Source organism: Curtobacterium sp. ABR8 (assembly GCF_057812125.1).
In genome coordinates this window covers 1,453,753-1,476,642 of sequence record NZ_CM173818.1, presented here as the reverse complement: position 1 = coordinate 1,476,642, position 22,890 = coordinate 1,453,753, and the positions used below count along the sequence as shown (strand labels likewise).

The window sequence follows — 22,890 nt, the reverse complement described above, 5'->3', positions numbered from 1 at the left end:
GGAGAAACCCATGAGAGCTCTGGTCACTGGCGGAAGCAGCGGCATCGGCGCGGCGGCGAGCGTCCGACTCGCAGAAGCGGCGTTGGCCCGCGGCGAGCAAGCGATGATCGCGGTCGCAGGGCACGAGGCGAACGAGCGCCAGCAGGAGGTCCTCCAGACCATCCAGAGGATGGGTGGTACCGCCATCGCCCTGAGCGGGAACCTCGGCGACCCTGCGGTCCCCAGTCGACTCGTCGAGGACACCGTGGACGCGTTCGGCGGTCTGGACGCTCTCGTCGCGAACGCCGGGGTCGCGAACCCTGCGCCACTGAACGACGTCAGCCTCGAGGACTGGGACGAGATGTTCGCGGTCAACCTCCGCGGCGCGTGGCTCCTGGCGAAGGCGAGCTTCGAGTACCTGCAGGCCAGCGGTGGCTCCGCGTGCTTCACTTCGTCGATGTCCGGACAGCTCCCCCACGCCGGCTCCGGACCGTACAGCCCCACCAAGGCGGCGTTGACCCTGATGGCGCAGACGTTCGCCCTCGAGTGGGCGCCCGAAGGGGTCCGCGTGAACGTGGTGTCCCCGGGCATGACCCGGACCGCGATGACCGAGAAGATGTACCTGGACCCGGACGTGAAAGCTGCTCGGGAGGAGATCATCCCCATGCACCGCATCGGCGAACCCGTCGACATCGCCAACGTCATCGAGTTCCTCGTCAGCCCTCTGGCCAGCTACGTCACCGGGCAGGACGTCTGCGTCGACGGAGGGTTCTCGAAGTCGATCCTCAGCCACATCCCCGGACGGCCGAGTTCGAAGTGACACCAACCCGCTGGGCCACGACAGCACCGTAGACGGAACGCTCGGCCTCCGAGAACACAGAAGCCCACCGAGATCCTCGGTGGGCTTCTGTCGTCGTGTCAGACACGTTTCGGTCGGGCTGACAGGATTTGAACCTGCGACCCCTTGACCCCCAGTCAAGTGCGCTACCAAGCTGCGCCACAGCCCGCGAGTTCCGGAGAACTCAGGATCCCGGAGGATCCTCGCCCGCGTCCGACCGGAGCGCGAGCGACCGGTCCAGCATAGCGGACGTCGGACCCCCTCCGTGCCACGGCGAGTCGGAGCAACGCGACCCGAACGACACGCTCAGTCCGGCCGCACCACCTCGCGCCGCGCCGCCAACCACGGCAACCCGAGCCCGACGAGCAACCCGCCGGCCCCGTCCGCCGCCAGGTCCCCGATCGTGTCGTCGTACCCGACGAAGATCTTCGAGTCGACGAAGTTGTGCCCGAGCCACTCCCCCATCTCCCACGCGGCCCCGATGGCGAGTCCCGCACACAGTCCGAGGATCGCGACGACCACTCGTCGCTCCCCGTCCGGCGCCGGCACCGCGCGCAGGTCCGACCCGATGACGTACAGCACGGCGGCGAGCAGCCCCGTCAGGACGACGTGCATGAACTTGTCCCACAGGAACACGCTCGTGTACCACTCGAGCACGCTCGACCACCCGGCGAGGAGCACGAGGACGCACACGGCGAGGTCGAACGCGGGCCGGAGCCCGAGCATCCGGGGCACCACGACCCCGAGCAGCGACAGCGCCATCACCGGCAGCGCGGTCCCGCCCCATCCGATGCTCGCGACGACCAGGCTGACGAGCGTCAGGGCACGCACCACGTCGGCCGCCAGGAACCGCGGCCGCAGGAACGTCGGCCCGAGCGTGGCGATCACGACGCCCACCGCACGACCGCGTGCACGGCAGCGTGGTCGGACGGCCACACGCCGCCCGGCCGCCGGTTCGACACGGCGACCCGCTCGACGGTCGCGTCCGGCGTCACGAGGACACCGTCGATGCGCCGGCCGCCGACACGCGGACTCCCGTAGTGCGGGTACGTCCCGTACGGCTCACCCACCTGCCGGGAGGCCCGTCCCCAGCTGTCGACGACACCAGCGTCCGCCAGTGCTCGCCATGGTGCGGATCCTGCCGGGCTGTTCCAGTCGGCCATCACGACGGCGGGCAGGCCGCGCTGTCGCACGATCCGGCCGAGCAGTTCGGCGGATCGCAGCCGGGCCCACGGCGAGGCGACGTCGAGGTGGGTGGCGATCGCCAGGAACCGGACGCCGGTCGCGCGGTCGTCGACGACGGCGCCGACGGCGTGCCGGGGGAACAACGTGGCCCACGAGCGGGATCCCGGACGGTGCGGCGTGCGGGAGAGCGCCCACGTGCGGCGCTCGACGATGTCGAGGCGGGAGCGGTCGAGGAAGAGCCCGACCTGTTCGCCACCGCCGCGCGCGCCGCGCCCGGCCAGGACGGGCTCCCAACCGGACCCGAGGCCGGCCGTCAGGTCGTCCGCCTGCGCGGGGAGGGCCTCCTGGACGGCGAGGACGGTGGGCGCTTCGGACGTGACGAGCGCGGCGATCGCGTCGCGGCGACGCTCCCAGGCGTCCGGATGCGCGGGCGGCCGCGGCACGCGGCGCCGCACGTTCAGGGTCATGCAGTGGACCTCGGGCGACCGGACGGCTCCGATGAGAGGGTGGTCGTCGGGGTGGTGGGGCATGCCTCCCTTCTACGAGACGACACCCGTCGGATTCCCAGGGACCTCTCCGCGTGGCTCGTAGGGTGGCCCGATGCGTTCTCGTCCCACCCCTCGTGTCCTCGTCGCGATCGCGGTCTCCGGACTGCTGCTCGGAGCCGCCGGGTGCACGTCCAGCGGGCCGGACACGAGCCGCCCGACGTTGGCGAAGGCCTCGGCCGACACCGTCACGGTGGCCGATGCCTCGGACGCCGCAGCCCGGTCCGTCCGCGTCAGCACGGCCCTGTTCGCGAGTGCTCCGGGAGCGGTCGTCGCCCGGGCCGGCGACACCGACGGGGTCCGTGACGCCGCCAAGGCTGCGGCGAGCGCCCACGTCCCGGTGCTGCTGACGACCAAGAACACGAGCGCTGCCGTCGCCCGCGAACTCGACCGGCTCGGGGCCGGCTGGTACCAGGCAGAGGGCGACGTGTCGGTCGACACGGACGTCGAACAGCGGAAGGCGCCGGAGGGTGGCGACGCGCCGGAGTCGACCCGGGCCTCCCGGCAGGCGACCGTGGTGGTGGCGGACGCCAGTGCGGACGCCGCTGCCGTGGCGACCGCGAAGGCCGCCGGCGCTCGTGTGGTGACCATGCCGAAGGGCGTGACCGACCCGGCTGCCGCACCCGAGGTGGTGACGGCGCTGCACGAGCGGGCGAAGCACCCGACCGTCCTGGTCGGTGCGGCGTTCGACGCGCTGCAGGACCCGGAGTGGACGGTGCGGGCAGCCGAGGGCGGGTTCCAGCTGCGGAACGGCGGCCAGCGGCCGTTCGACGGGCACCGGTACGTCGCGCTGTACGGGGCTCCCGGGGCGCCGGCGCTGGGCGTGCTCGGCGAGCAGGGGCCGGAGGCCACCGTCCGGCGTGCTGAGCAGGTCGCGAAGCCGTACCGGGCGGAGTCCGACGAGCTCGTGACGCCCGCGATGGAGGTCATCGCGACCGTCGCCGCCGGGGACGCCGGAGCCGACGGCGACTACTCGACGGAGCTGCCGGTCTCGACGCTCGAGCCCTACGTCGATGCCGCCCACGACGCCGACATGCCCGTCATCATCGACCTGCAGCCGGGCCGCTCGGACTTCCTGTCGCAGGCCAAGAAGTACGAGTCGCTGCTGGAGAAGCCCGGTGTCTGGCTCGCGCTCGACCCGGAGTGGCGGCTGACGAAGGACCAGGTGCCCCTGCAGCAGATCGGGAGTGTCTCGGCGTCCGAGGTGAACGAGGTCTCCTCGTGGCTGGCTGCGCTCGTGCGCAAGGAACGGCTGCCGCCGAAGGCCCTGGTGCTGCACCAGTTCCGGCTGTCGATGATCCAGGACCGTTCCACGCTCGAGACCCACCCGGAGCTCGACATGCTCGTGCACGTCGACGGGCAGGGCTCGCAGCCGGACAAGCAGGCGACGTGGAAGGCGCTGCACCAGGGCGCGCCCGAGGGCCTGCACTGGGGCTGGAAGAACTTCTACGACGAGGACACGCCCATGCTGACGCCATCGCAGACCATGCAGGACGTGCAGCCGACGCCGTCGTTGGTCACCTACCAGTAAGCGCGTTCCGTCGCGCTGTCCACAGATAGGAGGCGCGGGTCGGGTTTCGTCGGTCGGTGCTGACAGCATGGGGGCATGGACACCCCCACCGCCGCTCCGTCTGTCGTCTCGCCGTCTGCAGACATCGCCGCCGAGGCACAGCAGGCGCTCGCTGCGCTCACGGGGCGCCCCGACGCGGTCTTCCACCCCGGCCAGCTCGAGGCGATCTCCGCCCTGGTCGAGCACCGACAGCGTGCCCTGGTCGTGCAGCGCACCGGGTGGGGCAAGTCCGCCGTGTACTTCCTCGCGACCCTGCTGCTCCGTCGCCGTGGTGGCGGCCCGACCGTCCTGGTCTCGCCGCTGCTGGCGCTGATGCGCGATCAGGTGGCAGCGGCTGCCCGCGCGGGGGTCCGTGCGGTGTCGATCAACTCCGCGAACGCGCACGAGTGGGGCGAGACCCAGGCAGCCCTTGCCCGTGACGAGGTCGACGTGCTCCTCGTCTCCCCCGAGCGCCTGAACAACCCGAAGTTCCGCGACGAGCAGATGCCGACCCTGATCGCCCGGATGGGCATGCTCGTGGTCGACGAAGCGCACTGCATCTCGGACTGGGGCCACGACTTCCGACCGGACTACCGCCGCTTGGCCGAGCTCATCCGCTCGCTCCCCCACGGCGTCCCCGTCCTGGCGACGACCGCGACGGCGAACGAGCGCGTGGTCGAGGACGTCGCCGAGCAGCTGACCGCCGGCCCGGCCGACCCGGTGTTCACCATCCGCGGGTCGCTCGCCCGGGCATCGCTGCGGCTCGGCGTGCTGACGCTTCCGGATGCCCGGCAGCGGCTCGGCTGGCTGCTCGCGCACCTCGGCGACCTGCCCGGCAGCGGCATCATCTACACGCTCACGGTCTCGGCGGCCGAGGACATCGCCCGACTGCTGCGCGACAACGGGTACGCCGTCCGCGCCTACACGGGGCGCACCGACACCGACGAGCGGGAGCAGCTCGAGCAGCAGCTCAAGGGCAACGAACTGAAGGCCCTGGTCGCCACGAGTGCGCTCGGCATGGGGTTCGACAAGCCGGACCTCGGGTTCGTCGTGCACGTCGGTGCTCCCTCGTCGCCCGTCGCCTACTACCAGCAGATCGGTCGTGCGGGGCGTGCCACCGACAACGCCGACGTGCTGCTGCTGCCCGGGCGTGAGGACCGCGAGATCTGGCAGTACTTCGCCAGCGCGTCGATGCCGACCGAGGCCCGCGCTTCGGCCGTGCTCGGCGCCCTGTCCACCGACACCGCGATGTCGACGGTCGCCCTCGAGGGCCTGGTCGACATCAAGCGCTCGACCCTCGAACTCCTGCTCAAGGTGCTCGACGTCGACGGGGCGGTCCGACGCGTCACCGGCGGCTGGGTCTCGACCGGACAGCCGTGGCAGTACGACGCCCCGCGGTACGAGCGGGTCGCTGCGGCACGCGCTGCCGAGGCCGCGTCGATGCTCGACTACGAGTCCACCTCGGCCTGCCGCATGCAGCTGCTGCAGCAGGACCTCGACGACCCCTCCGCGGAGCCCTGCGGTCGTTGCGACAACTGCGCCGGGGCGTGGTTCCCGACCTCGGTCTCCGACTCGGATTCGTCCGGTGCGGCTGCCGCGCTCGACAAGGTCGGCGTCGAGATCGCCCCGCGTGCCCAGTGGCCCTCGGGGATGTCGTCGCTCGGGGTCTCGGTGCGGGGCAAGATCGGCGCCGACGAGCTCGTGCAGCCCGGCCGCGCGGTGGCGCGTCTGACCGACCTCGGCTGGGGCGGACCGCTGCGTGCACTGTTCTCGCCGTCCTCACCCGACGCCCCGATCTCGCGCGAGCTCGTCGACGGCTGTGTGCGGGCGCTCAAGGACTGGCCGTGGGAGACCCGGCCGACCGGCGTCGTGGCGATGTCATCGCGGTCACGGCCGCAGCTCGTGGGGTCGCTCGCTCAGGCGCTGTCGACGATCGGGCGGCTGCAGTTCCTCGGCACGCTCGACCGGAACGGCGGCACACCCCGCGGCGACGGTGCGACGAACAGCGCCTACCGGTTGTCCGGCGTCTGGGACACGTTCCAGGTCGGGCCGGAACTCGCGGAAGCGCTGCAGTCGCACCAGGGCCCGGTGCTGCTCGTCGACGACCTGGTCGACAGCCGGTGGACGGTGACCGTCGCGGGCCGCGAACTCCGGCGTGCCGGGGCCGCCGCCGTGCTGCCCTTCGCGCTGGCCACGGTCGCGTAGCCGCCGCGGGCGCTAGCGGCGGGCGGGCTTGGGGAACGTGGCGCGCATGTGGTCGGTGGTGAGCACGTCGCCGATGCCGATCATGAGCAGTGAGAACACGATCTGCTCGATCACCATCCAGAACGGGTACAGCCCGGGGATCGCCGCCACGATGAGCGTCACGATCGGGAAGATCCGGCTGAACAACCGCACCCGCTGGTACGCCCAGTAGTACCCGAGCTGCGCCCGCCACGCGAACACGTACAGCGTCAGGGTGATGAGCAGCACGACCGTCGCCCGGAACCACACCGCCCACGGCACGGTCTCCCCCGCGCGCGTCAGCAGCACGGCTACGACGATGGCAGCGAGTCCGACGATCGTCTCGGCGACGAGCAGCCACCGGATCCAGCGGAACGACCGAACGGTGTCGGGGTGCTCGAGCATGTCCTGCCGGATGACGTACCCGCCCTGACGGCCTCCGGCCAGCCGGTCGAGCCGCAACCGGCACCACAGACGGTCGGCGAGGCCACCGAGTCCGTCGTTGCGCTGCGTCACCAGTACATCGTGCCGCATCGAGCGACCGCCGACGTACCGCGCCGACCGCTCAGTCGCTCGGCACGAGCGCCGCGCCACCCAACACCGTGCCGGTCGCCGCGTCGAGCAGGACGAGGGAACGGACCTCGTCGGGCAACGTCCACGGTTCGCCGAGCACGACCGTCAGCCCCTCTTCGAGACCGGCGGCCTGGAAGACGTCGAAGGACTCCCCCGCCGGCGTCCACGTCGGGTCCTCCCCGCCCGTCACGGTCCCACCGGACAACACGACGTCGACCGGCCCCGTCGTCCCCGTCTTCAGGTGCGCGATCTCGACCGCGAGGGTGGCGTCACTCGTGTTCCCCGCGATGTGGACGTGGCCCGAGGCAGCGGCGCCGTCGATGCCGACGATGTCCCCGGAGACCGGCGGGACACGGCGCCACCACGGCTCGATCGGCGACGCGTCGACCGGTTGCACGGCCGGGGACTCCTCCGGCAGGGGTGCGCCCAGGCCGTTCGACGGCCGCAGCCCTTCCGAGGGGGACTGCGCTGGTTCGGGGACGGCTCGATCGGAACGGGTGACGAGGCCTTCCTCGGCTGGGCCGTGCGAGACCGTCCAGAGCGACACCGAGCCGACGACGACCACGGCGACGAGGGCTCCCACCAGGGCGAGCCGACGTCGGTCCGTTCCCCACCGCCCGATGCGCACGCTCCCATGGTGCCGCACCGACGCTGCGGACGCGATCCGGGCCTCCCGGCCGAACGCGCCGGACAGTGCGACGAACGCACAACGCGCCCCGTGCAGACGAGACGCGTTGTGTGTGGTGCGGCTGCGACTCAGCGCTTCCGGCGCTCGCGCACCCGCATGTTGACGTTGATCGGGGTGCCGGAGAAGCCCCAGACCTCGCGGAGGCGACGGGTGATGAACCGTCGGTACTGCGGGTCGAGGAACGCCGAGGTGAACAGCACGAACGTCGGCGGCTGGCTCGACGCCTGGGTCCCGAACAGGATGCGGGGCTGCTTGCCGCCGCGCACGGGGTGGGGGTGCTCCTGGACGAGCTCGGCGATGAAGGCGTTGACCTTGCCGGTGGGGATGCGGGTGTCCCACGACTCGAGGGCGGTCTCGAGCGCCGGCACGAGCTTCTCGAGGTGACGGCCGGTGCGGGCGGAGATGTTCACGCGCGGGGCCCAGGCGACGTGCGCCAGGTCCTGCTCGATCTCGCGCTCGAGGTAGCGGCGACGTTCGTCGTCGAGCAGGTCCCACTTGTTGTAGGCCAGGACGAGCGCACGGCCGGACTCGAGCACCAGGTCGATGATGCGGAGGTCCTGCACGGACACCGGCTCGGTGACGTCGAGGACGACGACGGCGACCTCGGCCTTCTCGAGTGCCGCGGTGGTGCGGAGCGACGCGTAGAAGTCGGCGCCCTGCTGCATGTGGACGCGCTTCCGGATGCCGGCGGTGTCGACGAACCGCCACACCTTGCCGCCGAGCTCGATCTGCTCGTCCACCGGGTCGCGGGTGGTGCCGGCGATGTCGTTCACGACGACGCGCTCTTCACCGGCGGCCTTGTTGAGCAGCGAGCTCTTGCCGACGTTCGGGCGGCCGAGGATCGCGACGCGGCGGGGACCGCCGACCTCCTGCTTGGCGACGGCCGAGGTGTCGGGGAGCGTCTTGATGATCAGGTCGAGCAGGTCCGCGACGCCACGGCCGTGCAGGGCCGACACCGGGTGCGGCTCGCCGAGCCCGAGGTTCCAGAGCTCGTAGGCGTCGAGTTCACGGCGCTCGTCGTCGGCCTTGTTCGCGACGACGATGACGGGGCGGTCGGTGCCGCGGAGCATCTTGACGACGTGCTCGTCGGTGGCGGTGATGCCGACCGTGACGTCGACGACGAACAGGACGGCGTCGGCGAGGTCGATCGCGACCTCGGCCTGCGCGGCGACCGAGGCGTTGATGCCCTCGGCGCCGGGCTCCCAGCCACCGGTGTCGACGAGCGTGAAGCGCTTGTCGTTCCAGTCCGCCTTGTAGCTGACGCGGTCACGCGTGACGCCGGGGACGTCCTGCACGACGGCCTCGCGACGACCGAGGATGCGGTTGACGAGCGCGGACTTGCCGACGTTCGGGCGGCCGACGATCGCGAGCACCGGGTAGGCCGGCAGGTAGTGGACGCCGTCCTCGCCGACCTGGCCGGCCTCGAGCAGGGCGAGGTCCTCGTCCTCGAGGTCGTACTCCTCGAGCCCGGCGCGGAGCGCGGTGGCGCGCTGCTCGGCCTCGGCCTCGTCGAGTCCGGCGAGCCGCTCGCCGAGGGCGTCGTCGTACTGGGGGAAGTCGTCGTTGTCCGGGTTGTCCAACTGAGCCATGGTGGGTTCCTCGCGAGCGGCCGGAGCCGCGGTGTCGGTGGCCGTTCCCGGCCGGGCCGGAGTTCCGGCCGTGGTGTGACCAGGCGGCCGAGGCCGTCCGGTCGTGCGTCAGTGCGTGGCCGCGCGGGCCAGGTCGACGACCGCCTGCACGGTCTGGTCGAAGTCGAGGTCGGTGGAGTCGAGCGTCGTGACGCCGTCCGCGGCGTTCATGAAGTCGACGACCTTCGCGTCCGCCGCGTCTCGGCGAGCGAGTGCGGCGGAGGTCTCTGCGGCCGACTGGGTCGTGACCTCCGCCGAGCGCCGGGCCATTCTAACCGACTCGTCGGCCGTCAGCAGGATCCGGACCTCGGCGTCGGGTGCGACCACCGTGGTGATGTCCCGCCCCTCGGTGATGATGCCCGGTGCGTCGGTCTTCCGCATCACGTTCCGGAACAGCTGCACGAGGCGGTGCCGGACGTCCGGGAGCTTCGCGATGTGGGCGACCGCACCCGTCACGTCCGGGGTGCGGATCGCGTCGGTGACGTCGGTCTCCCCCACGCGCACGTAGTAGTCGTCCGGGTCGGTGCCGATCGCGTAGTCGAAGGTGTCCCAGCTCGCCAGGATCGCCGCCGCGTCGTCGAGGTCCACCCGCTGCTGCAGGGCGTGCCAGGCGAGCGCACGGTAGGCGGCGCCGGTGTCCTGGTAGCCGTAGCCGAGGGCACGGGCGGCCGCGCGGGACACGCTCGACTTGCCGCTGCCCGCGGGGCCGTCGACCGCGATGACGATCTTCGCGACGTAGGCGCCGTCGGTGAGACCGGCCGGCACCGGGGCACTGGTCGAACCGGGCTCGCCGCCGGGTTCGCCGAGGCCGCCGGCCGGACCGCCGAGTGCGCCGCCGTCGCCGCTGCCGCTGAGCGGACCGCCGGCACCACCCTGGCCCGGGGTCGGCAGACCGGTGTCGGGCCCGTCCGGGCCGCCGGTCACACCGGATTCGTTCGTCGCTGCGTTCGTGTCGTCGTTCAGGCCCATGCTGCTGCGATCCTCCATCCGCGCCCCTCGAGTTCCTCGACGAGTCGCTGTTCCTGCTCGGGCAGGACCGACACCTCGACGATGCCGATCTGCGCGCCCGGTGAGTGCTCGAGGCGCATGTCCTCGAGGTTGATGCCGATCTCCCCGATGAACGTCAGGAGCGCGGCGATCTGCCCGGGGGTGTCGTCGACGAGGACGACCACCTGGGCGAAGCGCTTGGTGGTGCCGTGCTTGCCCGGCAGCCGTTCGACCCCGCGGTTGCCGGCGGCGATCGTCTCGGCGATGGTGCGCGGCGAGCCGGCGCCGTCCGGGTCGCCGAGGGCGTCGATCACGCGCGAGAGGTCGTCGCGCAGGTCGGTGAGCACCGGCCGGATGTGCCCGGCGTTCGCCCCGATGATCTGCACCCAGAGTCCGGGGTCGCTCGCGGCGATGCGCGTGACGTCGCGGACGCCGCCGCCGGCCAGGCCGAGCGAACCGTCCGGGGCGTCCCGCAGACGTGAGGCCATGAGCGTCGACACGAGCTGCGGCGCGTGCGAGACGTAGGCCACGGCGAGGTCGTGCGACTCGGGGTCCATCGGGACGACGGTGGCGCCGACGTCGAGCGCGAGGTCCTCGACCACCGCGGCACGCTGGTACGTGATGCCGTCGTGCCCGGCGATCACCCACGGGCGTCCGACGAACAGGTCGGCGCGGGCGGCGGTCGGACCGCTGCGCTCGCGTCCGGCCATCGGGTGCGAGCCGATGTAGCGGGTGACGTCGGCACCGGCGGCAACCAGGGCGGCCAACGGACCGGACTTCACGCTGGCGACGTCGGTCACCACGGCGCTCGGGTGGGCGGCGAGCTCACGCGCCACCACGGTCGCGACGACGTCCGGCGGCACCGCGACGACGACGAGCTCCGGCTGGTCGCCGGCTGCCGGTCGACGCCCGGCGCCGTAGTCCACGGCGAGCGCCAGCGCGGCCGGCGACACGTCGTCGAGGACCACGTCCACGCCCTTCTCACGCAGGGCAAGACCGATCGAGGCGCCCAGCAGCCCGGCACCGACGACCCGGACCGGGCCGCGCAGACGGCGGTCGATGTCGGTCGGGGTCACGTCGGTCACCGGGCAAGCCTACCGACCGAGCACGGTCAGTCCGCCGTCTCGTCGTCCCACTCGTCGTCCTCGCCCTGGTCGAGGGCGACGTCGCGGTCGTCACGAGCGGAGGGCTTGGCGTCACGGACCGTTCCGAGCAGCTTGCCGACCTCGACCGTGCCGAGCTCGCGCATCTTGCCCGGCGGCAGGCTGCCGAGGTGCAGCGGCCCGAACGACCGGCGGACGAGTTCGAGGACCGGGTGGTCCACGGCCTCGAGCATGCGTCGGACGATCCGGTTGCGGCCGGAGTGCAGCGTGATCTCGACGAGCGACTCACCCCGCGAGGACTCGAGCAACCGCACCTTGTCGGCCTTGATGGGACCGTCCTCGAGCTCGACGCCCTCGGTCAGACGCTGCACCACGGCGGGGTTCACGTTGCCGTGCACCTTCGCGATGTACGTCTTCTGCACCCCGAACGACGGGTGCGCCAGCACGTGCGCCAGGTCGCCGTCGTTCGTCAGGACGAGCAGCCCGGAGGTCTCGGTGTCCAGGCGGCCGACGTTGAACAGGCGCTCCTCGTAGCGGTCCACGAACTCGGTCAGGTCGCGGCGACCACGCTCGTCCTGCAGGCTCGAGACGACACCGGTCGGCTTGTTCAGCACGATGTACCGCCGCGAGGAATCGATCTGCACCGGCACGCCGTCGACCGAGATCGCGTCGGTCGCGGGGTCGACACGACGCCCGAGAGCGTCCACGACCTGGCCGTTGACCGTCACGCGGCCCTCGACGATCAGGTTCTCCGCGACGCGGCGAGATGCCACGCCCGCAGCGGCGATCACCTTCTGCAGGCGCTCCCCCTCTGCCTGGAGGCCCGGCTCGGCCCCGGCAGTCGCCGTCCCGTCCGCCGCGTCCCAGTCCTCGATGATCGGCCGTTCGGGCGTGCCCTCCACCGGGATGCCGTTGCTGTCGCGCTCACCGCTCGGCTTCGGCGTGGTGCGGCCGTTGCTGCTGCGGTCGCTGTTGCGAACACTCGTGGTACCGCCGACGTAGCGACGGCCGTTGTGCCACACGCGGCTCTGCTGGCCGTCGGGGCCGCGGCGGTCGTCGCGGTTGTCACGCGGGGCCGAGCGGCGGTCGTCGCGGTTGTCGCGAGGTGCCGAGCTGCGGTCGTCGCGGCCGCGGTAGCCGCCACGGTCGTCGCGGTTGTCACGGGGAGCGGCATTGCGGTCGTCACGACCCCGGTAGCCGCCACGATCGTCGCGAGGTGCCGAGCTGCGGTCGTCGCGGCCGCGGTAGCCGCCACGGTCATCACGCGGCGCCGAACTGCGGTCATCACGACCCCGGTACCCACCACGGTCATCACGCGGCGCCGAACTGCGGTCATCACGACCCCGGTACCCACCACGGTCATCACGCGGCGCCGAACTGCGGTCATCGCGACCCCGGTACCCACCACGGTCATCACGCGGAGCCGAGTTGCCCCGGTATCCACCACGGTCATCACGGGGCGGGGCGCTGCGGTCGTCGCGCCCGCGGTACCCACCACGGTCATCACGCGGAGCCGAGTTGCCCCGGTATCCGCCACGGTCATCACGGGGCGGGGCGCTGCGGTCGTCGCGCCCGCGGTACCCACCACGGTCATCACGCGGAGCCGAACCGCGGTCATCGCGACCCCGGTACCCGCCACGGTCGTCACGCGGAGCCGAGTTGCCCCGGTATCCGCCACGGTCATCACGGGGCGGGGCGCTGCGGTCATCGCGCCCGCGGTACCCACCACGGTCATCGCGCGGTGCCGAACTGCGGTCGTCGCGGCCACGGTACCCACCACGGTCGTCGCGCGGAGCCGAACCGCGGTCGTCGCGACCCCGGTACCCACCACGGTCATCACGCGGAGCCGAGCTGCCCCGGTACCCACCACGGTCGCCACCGCGGTCGTCGCGCGACGGGTACCCGCCACGACGGTCGTCGTCACGCGGCGGACGTGCGCCCCCGCGGTCGTCGCGCCCGTACCCGCCGGAGCGGCCACCGGCACTGGAGCCGGCCCCGCCGCGGCCGGGAGCCGAACGCCCGGGGCGGTCCGGGCCTCCTGAGCGTCCGTTGCGGTCGTCTCGGTCTCGGGGCGCGCCGCGCCCCCGGTCGTCAAACCCGGCCATCGGGGATCCCTTCGTTCTGCTCGAAGCCGTCCGCACCGTCGTCCAGGAGGGGCGAGATGAGCGGCAGCTCGTCGAGCGAGTTGATGCCGAGCTGCTGCAGGAGCAGATCGGACGTGACGTAGTTGATGGCGCCGGTCTCGGAGTCGGTGAACGACTCCTCGATGAGACCGCGCGCGACCAGCGTTCGGACGACGCCGTCGACGTTGACGGCACGGATCGCCGCGATCTGGGATCGCGTGATCGGTTGCTTGTAGGCGACGACCGCCAGGGTCTCGAGCGCGGCCTGCGACAGACGCGAGGGGCGCTCGGCCTCGACGAACTGCTCGACGACGGCGTCCAGGTCCTGGCGGACGTAGAAACGCCAGCCGCCGCCGACCTCGCGGAGTTCGAACCCGCGTCGGATCGTGCCGTCGACACCGTCGAAGTCCGCGACGAGGCGCTTGATCGCCTGGCGGACGGCGGGCACCGGGGCGTCCACGGCGGCGCCGAGTGCGACGAGCGACTGGGGCTCGTCGGCGATCATCAGGATCGCCTCGAGCTGGCGGTCGAGCGGGATCGCCGGGTGCGCCTGCGGGGCGCGGTCGTGCTCGGCGCGCTCGTGGATCGCGTGCTCGATCGCGCGGGCATCGGCCATCTCGTCGGCGCCGCCGGGTTCGGCGCTGGACGCGTCGTGTGCGTCATCCGTCATAGTCGGCTCCCAGGTTGGCGAGGCTCTCGTCGGACCAGTCCTCGGCGGTCCACCGGAGCGTGAGTTCCCCGAGCGGCTCGAGTTGTTCGAACGAGATCGATGCGTTCCGGTACAGCTCCAGGATCGCGAGGAAGCGAGCCACCACGATACCCGTCTGGTCGACGCCCGCGACCAGCTCGCGGAACGAGACGCCCTCGCCGTCGCGTGTCCGCAGGATCGAGACGACGATCGCGGCCTGCTCGCGGATGCTGATGAGCGGCGCGTGCAGGTGGTCGAGACCGACCGTCGGGATCTCCCGCGGGGCGAACGCCAGCGCCGCAAGCGCCGCGAAGTCCTGCACCGACAGCGTCCACACGAGCTCGGGCGTGCGCGCGCGGAACCGCTCCTCGAGCCGGACGCTGCGGACGTGCCGACGCGACTCCACGCCCCAGCGTTCGCCGAACCAGTCGGCGGCCTGCTTGAACGCCCGGTACTGCAGCAGCCGCGCGAACAGCAGGTCGCGGGCCTCGAGCAGGGCGACGTCCTCGGCGTCGACGAGCTCACCCTGCGGCAGCAGCCCGACGATCTTCAGGTCGAGCAGGGTCGCGGCGACGACCAGGAACTCGCTGGCCTCGTCGAGCTCGTCCGCCGACTCGGCCTGGCGCACGTACTGGATGAACTCCCCCGTGACGGCGCCGAGCGAGACCTCGGTGATGTCGAGCTCGTGCTTCGTGATGAGCGACAGCAGGAGGTCGAACGGGCCGTCGAAGTTGGCGAGTCGGACCCGGAACCCCGGCTCAGGCGACGGCGCCACGCTGGACGAGCTCTCGTGCGAGCTGCCGGTAGGCGTGGGCGGCGGCGTGGTCGGGCGCCGTCTGGGTGATCGGCCGCGCGGAGACCGTGGCGTCGGGGAACTTCACGGTGCGCCCGATGACGGTGTCGAGGACCCGGTCGTCGAACGTGTCGACGACGCGCTCCATGACCTCGCGCGAGTGCAGGGTGCGGGAGTCGTACATGGTCGGCAGGATGCCGTCGAGCGTCAGTGCCGGGTTGAGACGGTCGCGCACCTTGTCGATCGTCTCGATGAGCAGGGCGACACCGCGCAGGGCGAAGAACTCGCACTCGAGCGGGATGAGCACGCCGTGCGCCGCGGTCAGGGCGTTGACGGTGAGCAGGCCGAGCGACGGCTGGCAGTCGACCAGGATCACGTCGTAGTCGTTCGCGACCTTGCGCAGCACGCTCGCCAGGATCTGCTCGCGGGCGACCTCGTTGACCAGGTGCACCTCGGCCGCGGACAGGTCGATGTTCGCGGGGATCACGTCGAGCCCCGGGGTGTTCGTCGGCTGGATGACCTGGATCGGGTCCTTCACGGCGCCCATGAGCAGGTCGTAGACGGTGTGGATGTCGTGCGTGCGGACACCGAGACCCGCCGAGAGCGCACCCTGCGGGTCGAAGTCGACGGCCAGGACCTTGCGGCCGTACTCCGCCAACGCTGCACCGAGGTTGATCGCCGTCGTCGTCTTGCCGACGCCGCCCTTCTGGTTGCAGAGGGCGATGATGCGCGCGGGGCCGGTGCTGTCGAGTTCCTCGGGCACGGGGAACTCCCGGACAGGACGACCCGTCGGACCGATGGAGGTCGCGCCGGTGGGGTTGGTCGTCGGGTTCGTGCTCACCCGGCCATCGTACCGGCGACGCCGCCCGGGCCGAGGCCGCACCGCCGCGCGCGGCTCAGGCTGCGCGGAGGGCCACGCGCATGCTGTCGACGCGTTCGGCGATGACCGGGTCCGTCGACCACCGCTGCTGCAGCCGGCCGACGAGGTCGCCGACCTGCTCGCGGTCGAGCCCCGGGTGCAGCGCCAGCCCGACGGTCAGCTCCGGTCCGGCGAAACGTCCGACCGGATCCCCGGGGGTGAGTTCGACGCGGGCGACGCTGCGCTCCCCCACGACCGAGTCCGCGAACGCCTGGGCGACCTCGGGGTCCTCGAAGCACGGTGTCCACGGCAGGTCCTGGCCGAGCGCCCAGACAGCGGGACGGCGCAGCACGAACTCGGTGGCGGACTTCGGGTCGAGCACGACGAGCTGGGTCTCCTCGCTCGCCGCGGCCATCGCCACCCGGCGGGATTCGACGGGCACGGGCCGGGCATCGGCGTCCCACACGTGCATCGCGTCGACCGAGGTGAAGGCGGGCATCACGCTCCGCCCGTCCGGCCCGGCGACGGTCACGATGGAGAGTTCCTGGGTCTTGTCCACGACCTTGCCGGCGTCGGTCTCGCCGAGGTCACCCGCCTCGGCGATGAGCGGGATGAGCAGCCGGGCGGTGCGCAGCGCCTCGATGACCGCCGCCTGCGAGGCACCGGCGGCCAGGCCCGTGATCGCTGCGGTCACGGCAGGGTCGGCCAGACCGTCGTCGTCGGCGAAGGCGGTGTCGTGGTGGTCGAACGTGCGGCCCTCCCACGCGAAGCCGGCCGAGTCCGCCGCGCCACCCGGGGTGTGCGCGTCGTCGGCGTCGGGCCCGGTCCCGCGCCCGTTGGAGATCCCCGCCACGCCGCTACTCCGAGGCGATGTCGAGCGCGGCCGGCAGCGTGAACGCCCCGGAGTACAGCGCCTTGCCGATGATCGCGCCCTCGAGCCCGAACGGCACGAGCTCGCGGAGTGCCCGCAGGTCGTCGAGTGTCGAGATCCCACCCGAGGCGACCACGGGCTGGTCGGTCCGGTCGCACACCTGGCGCAGCAGCTCGACGTTCGGGCCCTGCAGCGTGCCGTCCTTCGTCACGTCGGTGACGACGTAGCGAGCGCACCCCGCGGCCTCGAGGCGGTCCAGGACCTCCCACAGGTCGCCGGCGTCCTCGGTCCAGCCGCGGCTGGCGAGGGTCGTGCCCCGGACGTCGAGCCCGACGGCGATCTGCTCGCCGTACTCGCCGATCACCCGAGCGGCCCAGTTCGGGTTCTCGAGGGCCGCCGTGCCGAGGTTGACGCGCGCGGCACCGGTCGCGAGGGCCGCCTCGAGCGAGGCGTCGTCGCGGATGCCGCCCGACAGTTCGACGGACACGCCCTCGACCTCGCGGATCGCGTGCGCGATGACCTTGCGGTTGTCGCCCCGCCCGAAGGCCGCGTCGAGGTCCACCAGGTGGATCCACTCCGCGCCCTGGTCGCGCCAGGTGCGTGCGGCGGCGACGGGGTCGCCGTAGCCGGTCTCGCTGCCCGCCTCGCCCTGGGTCAGCCGGACCGCCTGGCCGTCGACGACGTCGACGGCCGGCAGCAGGACGAGGGGCGAGGTGTCGGTGAGGTCGGTCATGGTCCTGTCGGTTTCGTCGCGGTGGAGGAGGTGCGGTGTTCGGACTGGAGGCCCGTGGCGCGTCCGGCGGCGCCGTCGCGGCCGTCGCGGGCCGGGTTCAGAGCGAGCGCACCCAGTTGGTCAGCAGGCGGATGCCCGGCTCGCCGGACTTCTCGGGGTGGAACTGGGTCGCCGTGAGCGGCCCGTTCTCGACCGCGGCGATGAACCGCTGCCCGTGCTCGGCCCAGGTCAGGCCGGGGGCACGGAACGGCCCGTAGGCGTCGAGCGGGAAGTCGGTCACCCCGTACGAGTGCACGAAGTAGAACCGCTCGTCGTGCAGCCCGTCGAACAGCACGGAGTCCTCCGGCGCCTGGACGGTGTTCCAGCCCATGTGCGGCAGGACCTCGGCCTCGAGCTGCTCGACGGTGCCGGGCCACTGCCCGAGCCCCTCGACGTCGGCACCACGCTCGATGCCCCGCGAGAACAGCACCTGCATGCCGACGCAGATGCCGAGGACGGGACGGCCGCCGGCCAGACGGTGGTCGACGATCTCGCCGCCCTGGACGCCTTCGAGCTGGTCGATGACCGCGGCGAACGCCCCGACCCCGGGCACGAGCAGCCCGTCGGCTCGGAGCGCCGCCTGCTTGTCCGAGGTCAGCGTGACGTCGGCACCGGCCTGCTCGAGCGCCTTCGCGGCGGAGTGGACGTTCCCCGACCCGTAGTCGAGGACGACGACGTTCGGCTTCGCGGTCACAGTGCGCCCTTCGTGGAGGGGATGCCGTCGACCCGCGGGTCGAGCTCGACCGCCTTGCGCATCGCACGCGCGAACGCCTTGAACTCGGCTTCGGCGATGTGGTGCGGGTCACGACCCCCGAGCACGCGGACGTGCACGGTGATGCCGGCGTTGAACGTGATCGCCTCGAACACGTGGCGGATCATCGACCCGGTGAAGTGCCCGCCGATCCGGTGGAACTCGAACCCGGCCGGCTCGCCGGAGTGCACGAGGAAGGGACGCCCGGAGACGTCCACGACCGCCTGGGCGAGCGCTTCGTCGAGGGGCACGAGGGCGTCGCCGTACCGGCCGATGCCGGAGCGGTCGCCGAGCGCCTGCTTGAGGGCCTGGCCGAGCACGATGCCGGTGTCCTCGACCGTGTGGTGCACGTCGATGTCGGTGTCACCCGTCGAACGCACGCGCAGGTCGATGAGCGAGTGCTTGCTGAACGCCGTCAGCATGTGGTCGAAGAACGGCACGCTCGTCGAGATGTCGGACGAGCCGGTGCCGTCGAGGTCGAGCTCGAGTTCGACGCTCGATTCGCTCGTACTGCGGCTGATCGAGGCGGTGCGGGCGGTCATGCCCCAACCCTAACCGGCGGCTGCTCGGCGGCGACCTGGCGCATCGCGTCGAGGAACGCGGTGGTCTCCTCTTCCGTACCGGCACTCACCCGCAGGTGGTGCGGGATGCCGAGGTCGCGCACGATGACGTCCCGCTCGAGCAGGGACTCGAACGCGGCGTGCGGGTCGGCGACCCCACCGAACAGGACGAAGTTCGACCACGTCTCGTACGTCCGGTAGCCCATGGCCTGCAGCTCCGTCACCATCCGGTCGCGCTGCTGCTTGATGTCGTCGACCATCGCGAGCATCTCGGGCGCGTGGCGCAGCGCCGCGACGGCCGCAGCCTGCGTCAGGACGGAGAGGTGGTACGGCAGCCGGACGAGCCGGAGGGCGTCGATCACGGCGGGGTGCGCTGCCATGTACCCGACACGGGCGCCGGCGAAGGCGAACGCCTTGCTCATGGTGCGCGAGACGACGAGACGCTCACGACCGGGCAGCAGCGTGAGCGCGCTCGGGACGTCGGACGGCATGAACTCGGCGTAGGCCTCGTCCACCATCACGATGCCGTCGGTCGCGGCGTACGCGGCCTCGATCGTCTCGATCGGCAGCGGCGTGCCCGTGGGGTTGTTCGGCCCGCACAGGAACACGATGTCCGGCCGGTGCTGCTCGATCGCCGCCACCACGGTCTCCGGCGAGATGCGGTACTCGTCGTCGCGCTCCGCCGGGATCCAGGTCGTGCCGGTGCCGGACGCCAGGATGGAGTGCATCGAGTACGTGGGCGGGAACCCGAGGACCGTTCGGCCCGGGCCGCCGAACGCCTGCAGCAGCTGCTGGAGGACCTCGTTCGACCCGTTCGCTGCCCACAACTGTTCTGCCGACAGGCCGTGCCCGAGGTAGCGAGCCAGTGACTCGCGGAGCTCGGTGAACTCGCGGTCGGGGTAGCGGTTGACCGTTGCCAGCGCCTGTCGGATCGAGGCGACGATGTCGTCAGCCACGTCGTCCGGCACCGGATGCGTGTTCTCGTTGACGTTCAGCTGGACGCGGACGTGCTTCTGCGGAGCGCCGTACGGGCTCTGACCGCGGAGGTCGTCTCGGATCGGGAGGTCTTCGAGCGTGAATGCCACCGATCCATCGTAGGCCGCTGAGCGCGACCCGTGACCAGCCGTCTGGACGGGGCTGCCCACCATGACTGGCGGCGATTACTGGCCGGAGGTGTACTTCGTCGGGATGGCGATCTGCTCGCCGGCCTGCAGCCCCGAGCCGTCGAGGGCGTTGAGGCTGATGACGTCCTGCACGAAGTCGCGCGGGTCGGCGTTCGGCGCGGTGTCCTCGGCCAGCTGCCAGAGCGTCTCGCCCGGCTGGATGGTGACGGTGTCGAAGTGCGTCCGGGCTCCACCGGCGGCGGCATCACCGGCGGACGCCTGCCCGCCGTTCAGGACGAAGAAGGCGACGACGATGAGGAGAGGGAGTGCTGCGAGCGTCGTGAAGACGATGCGCCCGCGGCGCGTCAGGCGCAGGCGGACGCGCGCGGCGGGGGCCGCGGTGCGCTGGATGTCAGCGATGGCGATGGTGCTCATGTCGTTCTTGCCTTCCCGTTCGGGTGAACCGAAGTCGTGTACCGAACATAGTTTCGAATCGGACGTCGCACAAGTCCTGGGAGAGGATTTCTGCGGGGGTTTCTTACGACACGCTCGAACAGGTGTTTGTCCGGGGTTGACCGGTCGGATACTGTTTCGATCGACTGGGACAAGTCAAGCGGGGACCACCGACATTCCCGCCACGGCCGCTCAGCACCGACGAAAGCGAGACGACGTGGTGGACGAACTGCGGGGCCAGAAGCCGCTGACCGCGAAGCAGCAGACGATCCTCGACGCCATCCGTGCGTCCATCGCCTCGCGGGGGTACCCGCCGAGCATGCGCGAGATCGGCGATGCGGCCGGGTTGTCCTCGTTGTCGAGCGTGTCCCACCAGCTCGGCCAGCTCGAGCTCGGCGGCTGGATCCGCCGTGACCCGAACCGCCCTCGCGCGCTCGAGGTCCTGGTCGACGAGCCGACGCCCGACGTCACCGGACCCGACGTCGACGCCACCACGCTCGTCCCCCTGGTCGGCCGGATCGCCGCCGGTGTGCCGATCACCGCCGAGCAGCACGTCGACGAGATCGTCCCGCTCCCCCGTCAGCTCGTCGGTTCGGGCGACCTCTTCATGCTCAAGGTCGTCGGCGAGTCGATGATCGACGCCGCGATCTGCGACGGCGACTGGGTGGTCGTCCGCTCGCAGCAGACCGCCGAGAACGGGGACATCGTCGCCGCGATGCTCGACGAAGAGGCGACCGTCAAGGTCTTCCGCCAGCGCGACGGTCACACGTGGCTGCTCCCCCGCAACACCGCGTTCGAACCGATCCTCGGCGACGCGGCATCGGTGCTCGGCAAGGTCGTCGCGGTCCTCCGCTCCCTCTGACCCGCGCCGGGCGCCGGCCGAACTGATCCGCGCAGGGTCCACACCCGCGCACAACCAAGATCGGCTCGAACCACGAGATCTCGTGGTTCGAGCCGATTTGCGTCGTGCGGCGTTGAACGGAACCGCGGCCGGACCGGACCCGCGCGGCGGACGCGGGGCGGGCCTCCCGGCCGTCAGTCGTGGCCGGCCGTCAGGACGTGACGGGGGCGACCACGTACGGATCGAGTTCCGCGACCTGGCGCTGGAAGACGCGCACGCGCAGGCGCGTGCCGTCCTCGACGTAGTCGACGGACTCCACCGCACCGGTGTCGTGCAGCGTCGACACGAGGTCGCCGCGGTCGTACGGCACGACGACCGTGAGCTCGACGTCGGGCTCCGGCAGGCGGTCCTCGATGACGCGGAGCAGCTCGTCGGTGCCCTCGCCCGTGCGCGCCGACACGAAGACCGCGTCCGACGCCAGGCCGATGAGCACCAGACGCTGGGCGTCGTCGATCAGGTCGGCCTTGTTGAACACGACGATCTCGGGAATGTCGTGCGCACCCACGTCGCCGATGACCTCGCGCACGGTGGCGAGCTGCGCCGCGGGGTCGGGGTGCGAGCCGTCCACCACGTGCACGATGACGTCGGCCTCGCCGACCTCCTCGAGGGTGGAGCGGAACGCCTCGACCAGCTGGTGCGGCAGGTTCCGGACGAAGCCCACCGTGTCCACGAAGGTGAACTCACGGCCCTTGGTGCTCTCGGTCCGGCGGACCGTGGCGTCGAGCGTCGCGAACAGCTGGTTCTGCACCAGCACACCGGCGCTCGTCAGACGGTTCAGCAACGAGGACTTCCCCGCGTTGGTGTAGCCGGCGATCGCGACGCTCGGCACCTCGTTGCGGTGTCGGTCGGCGCGCTTCGCCTCGCGCGCGGGCCGGAACCCGGCGATCTGGCGGCGGAGCTTCGACATGCGGGTGTGGATGCGACGACGGTCGAGCTCGATCTTCGTCTCACCGGGGCCACGGGACCCCATGCCGGCCCCGCCGGAGACCTGGCCACCGGCCTGGCGGGACATCGAGTCGCCCCAGCCGCGCAGTCGTGGCAGCAGGTACTGGAGCTGCGCGAGCTCGACCTGGGCCTTGCCCTCCCGGGTCTTCGCGTGCTGGCTGAAGATGTCGAGGATCACGGCCGTGCGGTCGATGACCTTGACCTTCACGACGTCCTCGAGCGCACGACGCTGCGACGGGGCGAGTTCGGTGTCCGCGATCACCGTGTCGGCGCCGGTGGCCTTGACGACCATCGCGAGCTCTTCGGCCTTGCCCTTGCCGAGGTAGGTCGCCGGGTCGGGGTTCGGCCGGCGCTGCAGGAGTCCGTCGAGGACGACAGCGCCCGCGGTCTCGGCCAGGGCGGACAGCTCGCGCAGCGAGTTCTCGGCCTCTTGCGCATCGCCGTGCGGGTACACGCCGATCAGGACGACCTGTTCGAGCCGCAGCTGGCGGTACTCGACCTCGGTGACGTCCTCGAGCTCGGTGGACAGGCCCGCGACACGGCGCAGGGCGGCCCGGTCTTCGCGGTCGTACTGGTCGCCGTCGCCGTCCCAACTCGGGTCGTCGACCGATCGGGTCTGGATCGCCTGGGCGGGGGCGAAGATGGACGATGCTGCGCGGCGGTCGGCGTTGCGCAACACCCGTTCGACGACACCGTCTGCGCTGTCGTCGTTGGTCTGGTCGTTCTGCTGATGGGTATCCGTCATCCTGTCCACAGGGTACCTCCGGCGGCCC

At 71.6% G+C, this 22,890-nt stretch carries 22 protein-coding genes and 1 tRNA gene; 4 read left to right on the top strand and 19 right to left on the bottom strand.

The annotated features are described in order from the left end of the window. Positions 1-10 precede the first annotated feature (10 nt). On the top strand, positions 11-799 hold the full coding sequence (locus tag ACXKZB_RS07145; RefSeq protein WP_488825374.1) for an SDR family NAD(P)-dependent oxidoreductase: 789 nt from the start codon (positions 11-13) through the stop codon (positions 797-799). A 113-nt stretch (positions 800-912) separates the two neighbouring features. On the opposite strand, the gene ACXKZB_RS07140 is transcribed toward ACXKZB_RS07145, so the two are convergent. The 3 genes from ACXKZB_RS07140 to ACXKZB_RS07130 form a co-directional block, all read right to left on the bottom strand. After that, positions 913-986 (bottom strand) — tRNA-Pro (locus tag ACXKZB_RS07140). Between the two features lie 137 nt (positions 987-1,123). Beyond that, positions 1,124-1,705: a DUF2238 domain-containing protein gene (locus ACXKZB_RS07135; RefSeq protein WP_488825372.1), complete on the bottom strand. Its 582-nt coding sequence runs from the start codon at positions 1,703-1,705 to the stop codon at positions 1,124-1,126. Beyond that, entirely contained in the window at positions 1,702-2,532 is an 831-nt protein-coding gene (locus tag ACXKZB_RS07130; RefSeq protein ID WP_488825371.1) for an endonuclease/exonuclease/phosphatase family protein, read from the bottom strand. The genes ACXKZB_RS07135 and ACXKZB_RS07130 overlap by 4 nt, the downstream gene beginning before the upstream one ends. 70 nt (positions 2,533-2,602) lie before the next feature. Here ACXKZB_RS07130 and ACXKZB_RS07125 point away from each other — a divergent pair, with 70 nt between their 5' ends. Continuing rightward, entirely contained in the window at positions 2,603-4,078 is a 1,476-nt protein-coding gene (locus ACXKZB_RS07125; protein WP_488825370.1) for a hypothetical protein, read from the top strand. Between the two features lie 75 nt (positions 4,079-4,153). After that, positions 4,154-6,301, top strand: coding sequence for a RecQ family ATP-dependent DNA helicase (locus tag ACXKZB_RS07120; RefSeq protein ID WP_488825369.1), 2,148 nt, complete (start codon positions 4,154-4,156; stop codon positions 6,299-6,301). A 12-nt stretch (positions 6,302-6,313) separates the two neighbouring features. On the opposite strand, the gene ACXKZB_RS07115 is transcribed toward ACXKZB_RS07120, so the two are convergent. From ACXKZB_RS07115 to ACXKZB_RS07045, 15 genes are all read right to left on the bottom strand, one after another. Beyond that, positions 6,314-6,835, bottom strand: a complete 522-nt coding sequence (locus ACXKZB_RS07115) for a hypothetical protein (RefSeq protein WP_123293894.1) — start codon at positions 6,833-6,835, stop codon at positions 6,314-6,316. A 49-nt stretch (positions 6,836-6,884) separates the two neighbouring features. Continuing rightward, entirely contained in the window at positions 6,885-7,520 is a 636-nt protein-coding gene (locus ACXKZB_RS07110) for a hypothetical protein (RefSeq protein ID WP_488825367.1), read from the bottom strand. Between the two features lie 128 nt (positions 7,521-7,648). Further along, the gene (gene der / locus ACXKZB_RS07105; protein ID WP_027464783.1) at positions 7,649-9,169 is read right to left on the bottom strand and encodes a ribosome biogenesis GTPase Der; all 1,521 of its coding nucleotides are present in this window, start codon (positions 9,167-9,169) and stop codon (positions 7,649-7,651) included. A gap of 108 nt (positions 9,170-9,277) precedes the next feature. After that, positions 9,278-9,973 (bottom strand): (d)CMP kinase, encoded by a 696-nt coding sequence (cmk, locus tag ACXKZB_RS07100; protein WP_173169681.1) that lies wholly within the window; start codon positions 9,971-9,973, stop codon positions 9,278-9,280. Positions 9,974-10,167: 194 nt separating this feature from the next. Then, entirely contained in the window at positions 10,168-11,280 is a 1,113-nt protein-coding gene (locus tag ACXKZB_RS07095) for a prephenate dehydrogenase (RefSeq protein WP_488825366.1), read from the bottom strand. 26 nt (positions 11,281-11,306) lie between these two features. Next, on the bottom strand, positions 11,307-12,098 hold the full coding sequence (locus ACXKZB_RS07090) for a pseudouridine synthase (RefSeq protein WP_228510267.1): 792 nt from the start codon (positions 12,096-12,098) through the stop codon (positions 11,307-11,309). 1,291 nt (positions 12,099-13,389) lie between these two features. After that, positions 13,390-14,091: an SMC-Scp complex subunit ScpB gene (gene scpB / locus ACXKZB_RS07085; protein ID WP_488825365.1), complete on the bottom strand. Its 702-nt coding sequence runs from the start codon at positions 14,089-14,091 to the stop codon at positions 13,390-13,392. Further along, on the bottom strand, positions 14,081-14,884 hold the full coding sequence (locus tag ACXKZB_RS07080) for a segregation and condensation protein A (RefSeq protein ID WP_123313547.1): 804 nt from the start codon (positions 14,882-14,884) through the stop codon (positions 14,081-14,083). Before ACXKZB_RS07080 ends, scpB begins: the two co-directional genes overlap by 11 nt. After that, on the bottom strand, positions 14,868-15,743 hold the full coding sequence (locus tag ACXKZB_RS07075; RefSeq protein ID WP_111084609.1) for a ParA family protein: 876 nt from the start codon (positions 15,741-15,743) through the stop codon (positions 14,868-14,870). The genes ACXKZB_RS07080 and ACXKZB_RS07075 overlap by 17 nt, the downstream gene beginning before the upstream one ends. A gap of 55 nt (positions 15,744-15,798) precedes the next feature. Further along, the gene (locus ACXKZB_RS07070) at positions 15,799-16,614 is read right to left on the bottom strand and encodes an SseB family protein (RefSeq protein ID WP_488825363.1); all 816 of its coding nucleotides are present in this window, start codon (positions 16,612-16,614) and stop codon (positions 15,799-15,801) included. Positions 16,615-16,618: 4 nt separating this feature from the next. Beyond that, a complete protein-coding gene (priA, locus tag ACXKZB_RS07065) occupies positions 16,619-17,365 on the bottom strand; it encodes a bifunctional 1-(5-phosphoribosyl)-5-((5-phosphoribosylamino)methylideneamino)imidazole-4-carboxamide isomerase/phosphoribosylanthranilate isomerase PriA (RefSeq protein WP_488825361.1) in 747 nt (248 codons plus the stop codon). Between the two features lie 97 nt (positions 17,366-17,462). After that, positions 17,463-18,098, bottom strand: a complete 636-nt coding sequence (gene hisH / locus ACXKZB_RS07060; RefSeq protein ID WP_488825360.1) for an imidazole glycerol phosphate synthase subunit HisH — start codon at positions 18,096-18,098, stop codon at positions 17,463-17,465. After that, positions 18,095-18,697 (bottom strand): imidazoleglycerol-phosphate dehydratase HisB, encoded by a 603-nt coding sequence (hisB, locus tag ACXKZB_RS07055; protein ID WP_340196216.1) that lies wholly within the window; start codon positions 18,695-18,697, stop codon positions 18,095-18,097. Before hisB ends, hisH begins: the two co-directional genes overlap by 4 nt. Further along, entirely contained in the window at positions 18,694-19,800 is a 1,107-nt protein-coding gene (locus ACXKZB_RS07050; RefSeq protein WP_488825358.1) for a histidinol-phosphate transaminase, read from the bottom strand. Before ACXKZB_RS07050 ends, hisB begins: the two co-directional genes overlap by 4 nt. 75 nt (positions 19,801-19,875) lie before the next feature. Continuing rightward, positions 19,876-20,253 (bottom strand): LysM peptidoglycan-binding domain-containing protein, encoded by a 378-nt coding sequence (locus ACXKZB_RS07045; RefSeq protein WP_123313541.1) that lies wholly within the window; start codon positions 20,251-20,253, stop codon positions 19,876-19,878. Positions 20,254-20,488: 235 nt separating this feature from the next. Between ACXKZB_RS07045 and lexA the strand changes: the two genes are divergently transcribed. Beyond that, positions 20,489-21,133 (top strand): transcriptional repressor LexA, encoded by a 645-nt coding sequence (gene lexA, locus ACXKZB_RS07040; protein ID WP_123313540.1) that lies wholly within the window; start codon positions 20,489-20,491, stop codon positions 21,131-21,133. 190 nt (positions 21,134-21,323) lie between these two features. On the opposite strand, the gene hflX is transcribed toward lexA, so the two are convergent. Next, a complete protein-coding gene (gene hflX, locus ACXKZB_RS07035; RefSeq protein WP_488825355.1) occupies positions 21,324-22,862 on the bottom strand; it encodes a GTPase HflX in 1,539 nt (512 codons plus the stop codon). Between the last annotated feature and the right edge of the window lie 28 nt (positions 22,863-22,890).

Excerpts from the sequence above, each read along its gene's own strand:
- ACXKZB_RS07125 (WP_488825370.1), top strand. The coding sequence starts at position 2,603 with ATGCGTTCTCGTCCCACCCCTCGTGTCCTCGTCGCGATCGCGGTCTCC.
- ACXKZB_RS07045 (WP_123313541.1), bottom strand. The coding sequence starts at position 20,253 with ATGAGCACCATCGCCATCGCTGACATCCAGCGCACCGCGGCCCCCGCC.
- der (WP_027464783.1), bottom strand. The coding sequence starts at position 9,169 with ATGGCTCAGTTGGACAACCCGGACAACGACGACTTCCCCCAGTACGAC.
- hflX (WP_488825355.1), bottom strand. The coding sequence starts at position 22,862 with ATGACGGATACCCATCAGCAGAACGACCAGACCAACGACGACAGCGCA.
- ACXKZB_RS07130 (WP_488825371.1), bottom strand. The coding sequence starts at position 2,532 with ATGCCCCACCACCCCGACGACCACCCTCTCATCGGAGCCGTCCGGTCG.
- ACXKZB_RS07120 (WP_488825369.1), top strand. The coding sequence starts at position 4,154 with ATGGACACCCCCACCGCCGCTCCGTCTGTCGTCTCGCCGTCTGCAGAC.
- scpB (WP_488825365.1), bottom strand. The coding sequence starts at position 14,091 with ATGACGGATGACGCACACGACGCGTCCAGCGCCGAACCCGGCGGCGCC.
- ACXKZB_RS07145 (WP_488825374.1), top strand. The coding sequence starts at position 11 with ATGAGAGCTCTGGTCACTGGCGGAAGCAGCGGCATCGGCGCGGCGGCG.
- priA (WP_488825361.1), bottom strand. The coding sequence starts at position 17,365 with ATGACCGACCTCACCGACACCTCGCCCCTCGTCCTGCTGCCGGCCGTC.
- hisB (WP_340196216.1), bottom strand. The coding sequence starts at position 18,697 with ATGACCGCCCGCACCGCCTCGATCAGCCGCAGTACGAGCGAATCGAGC.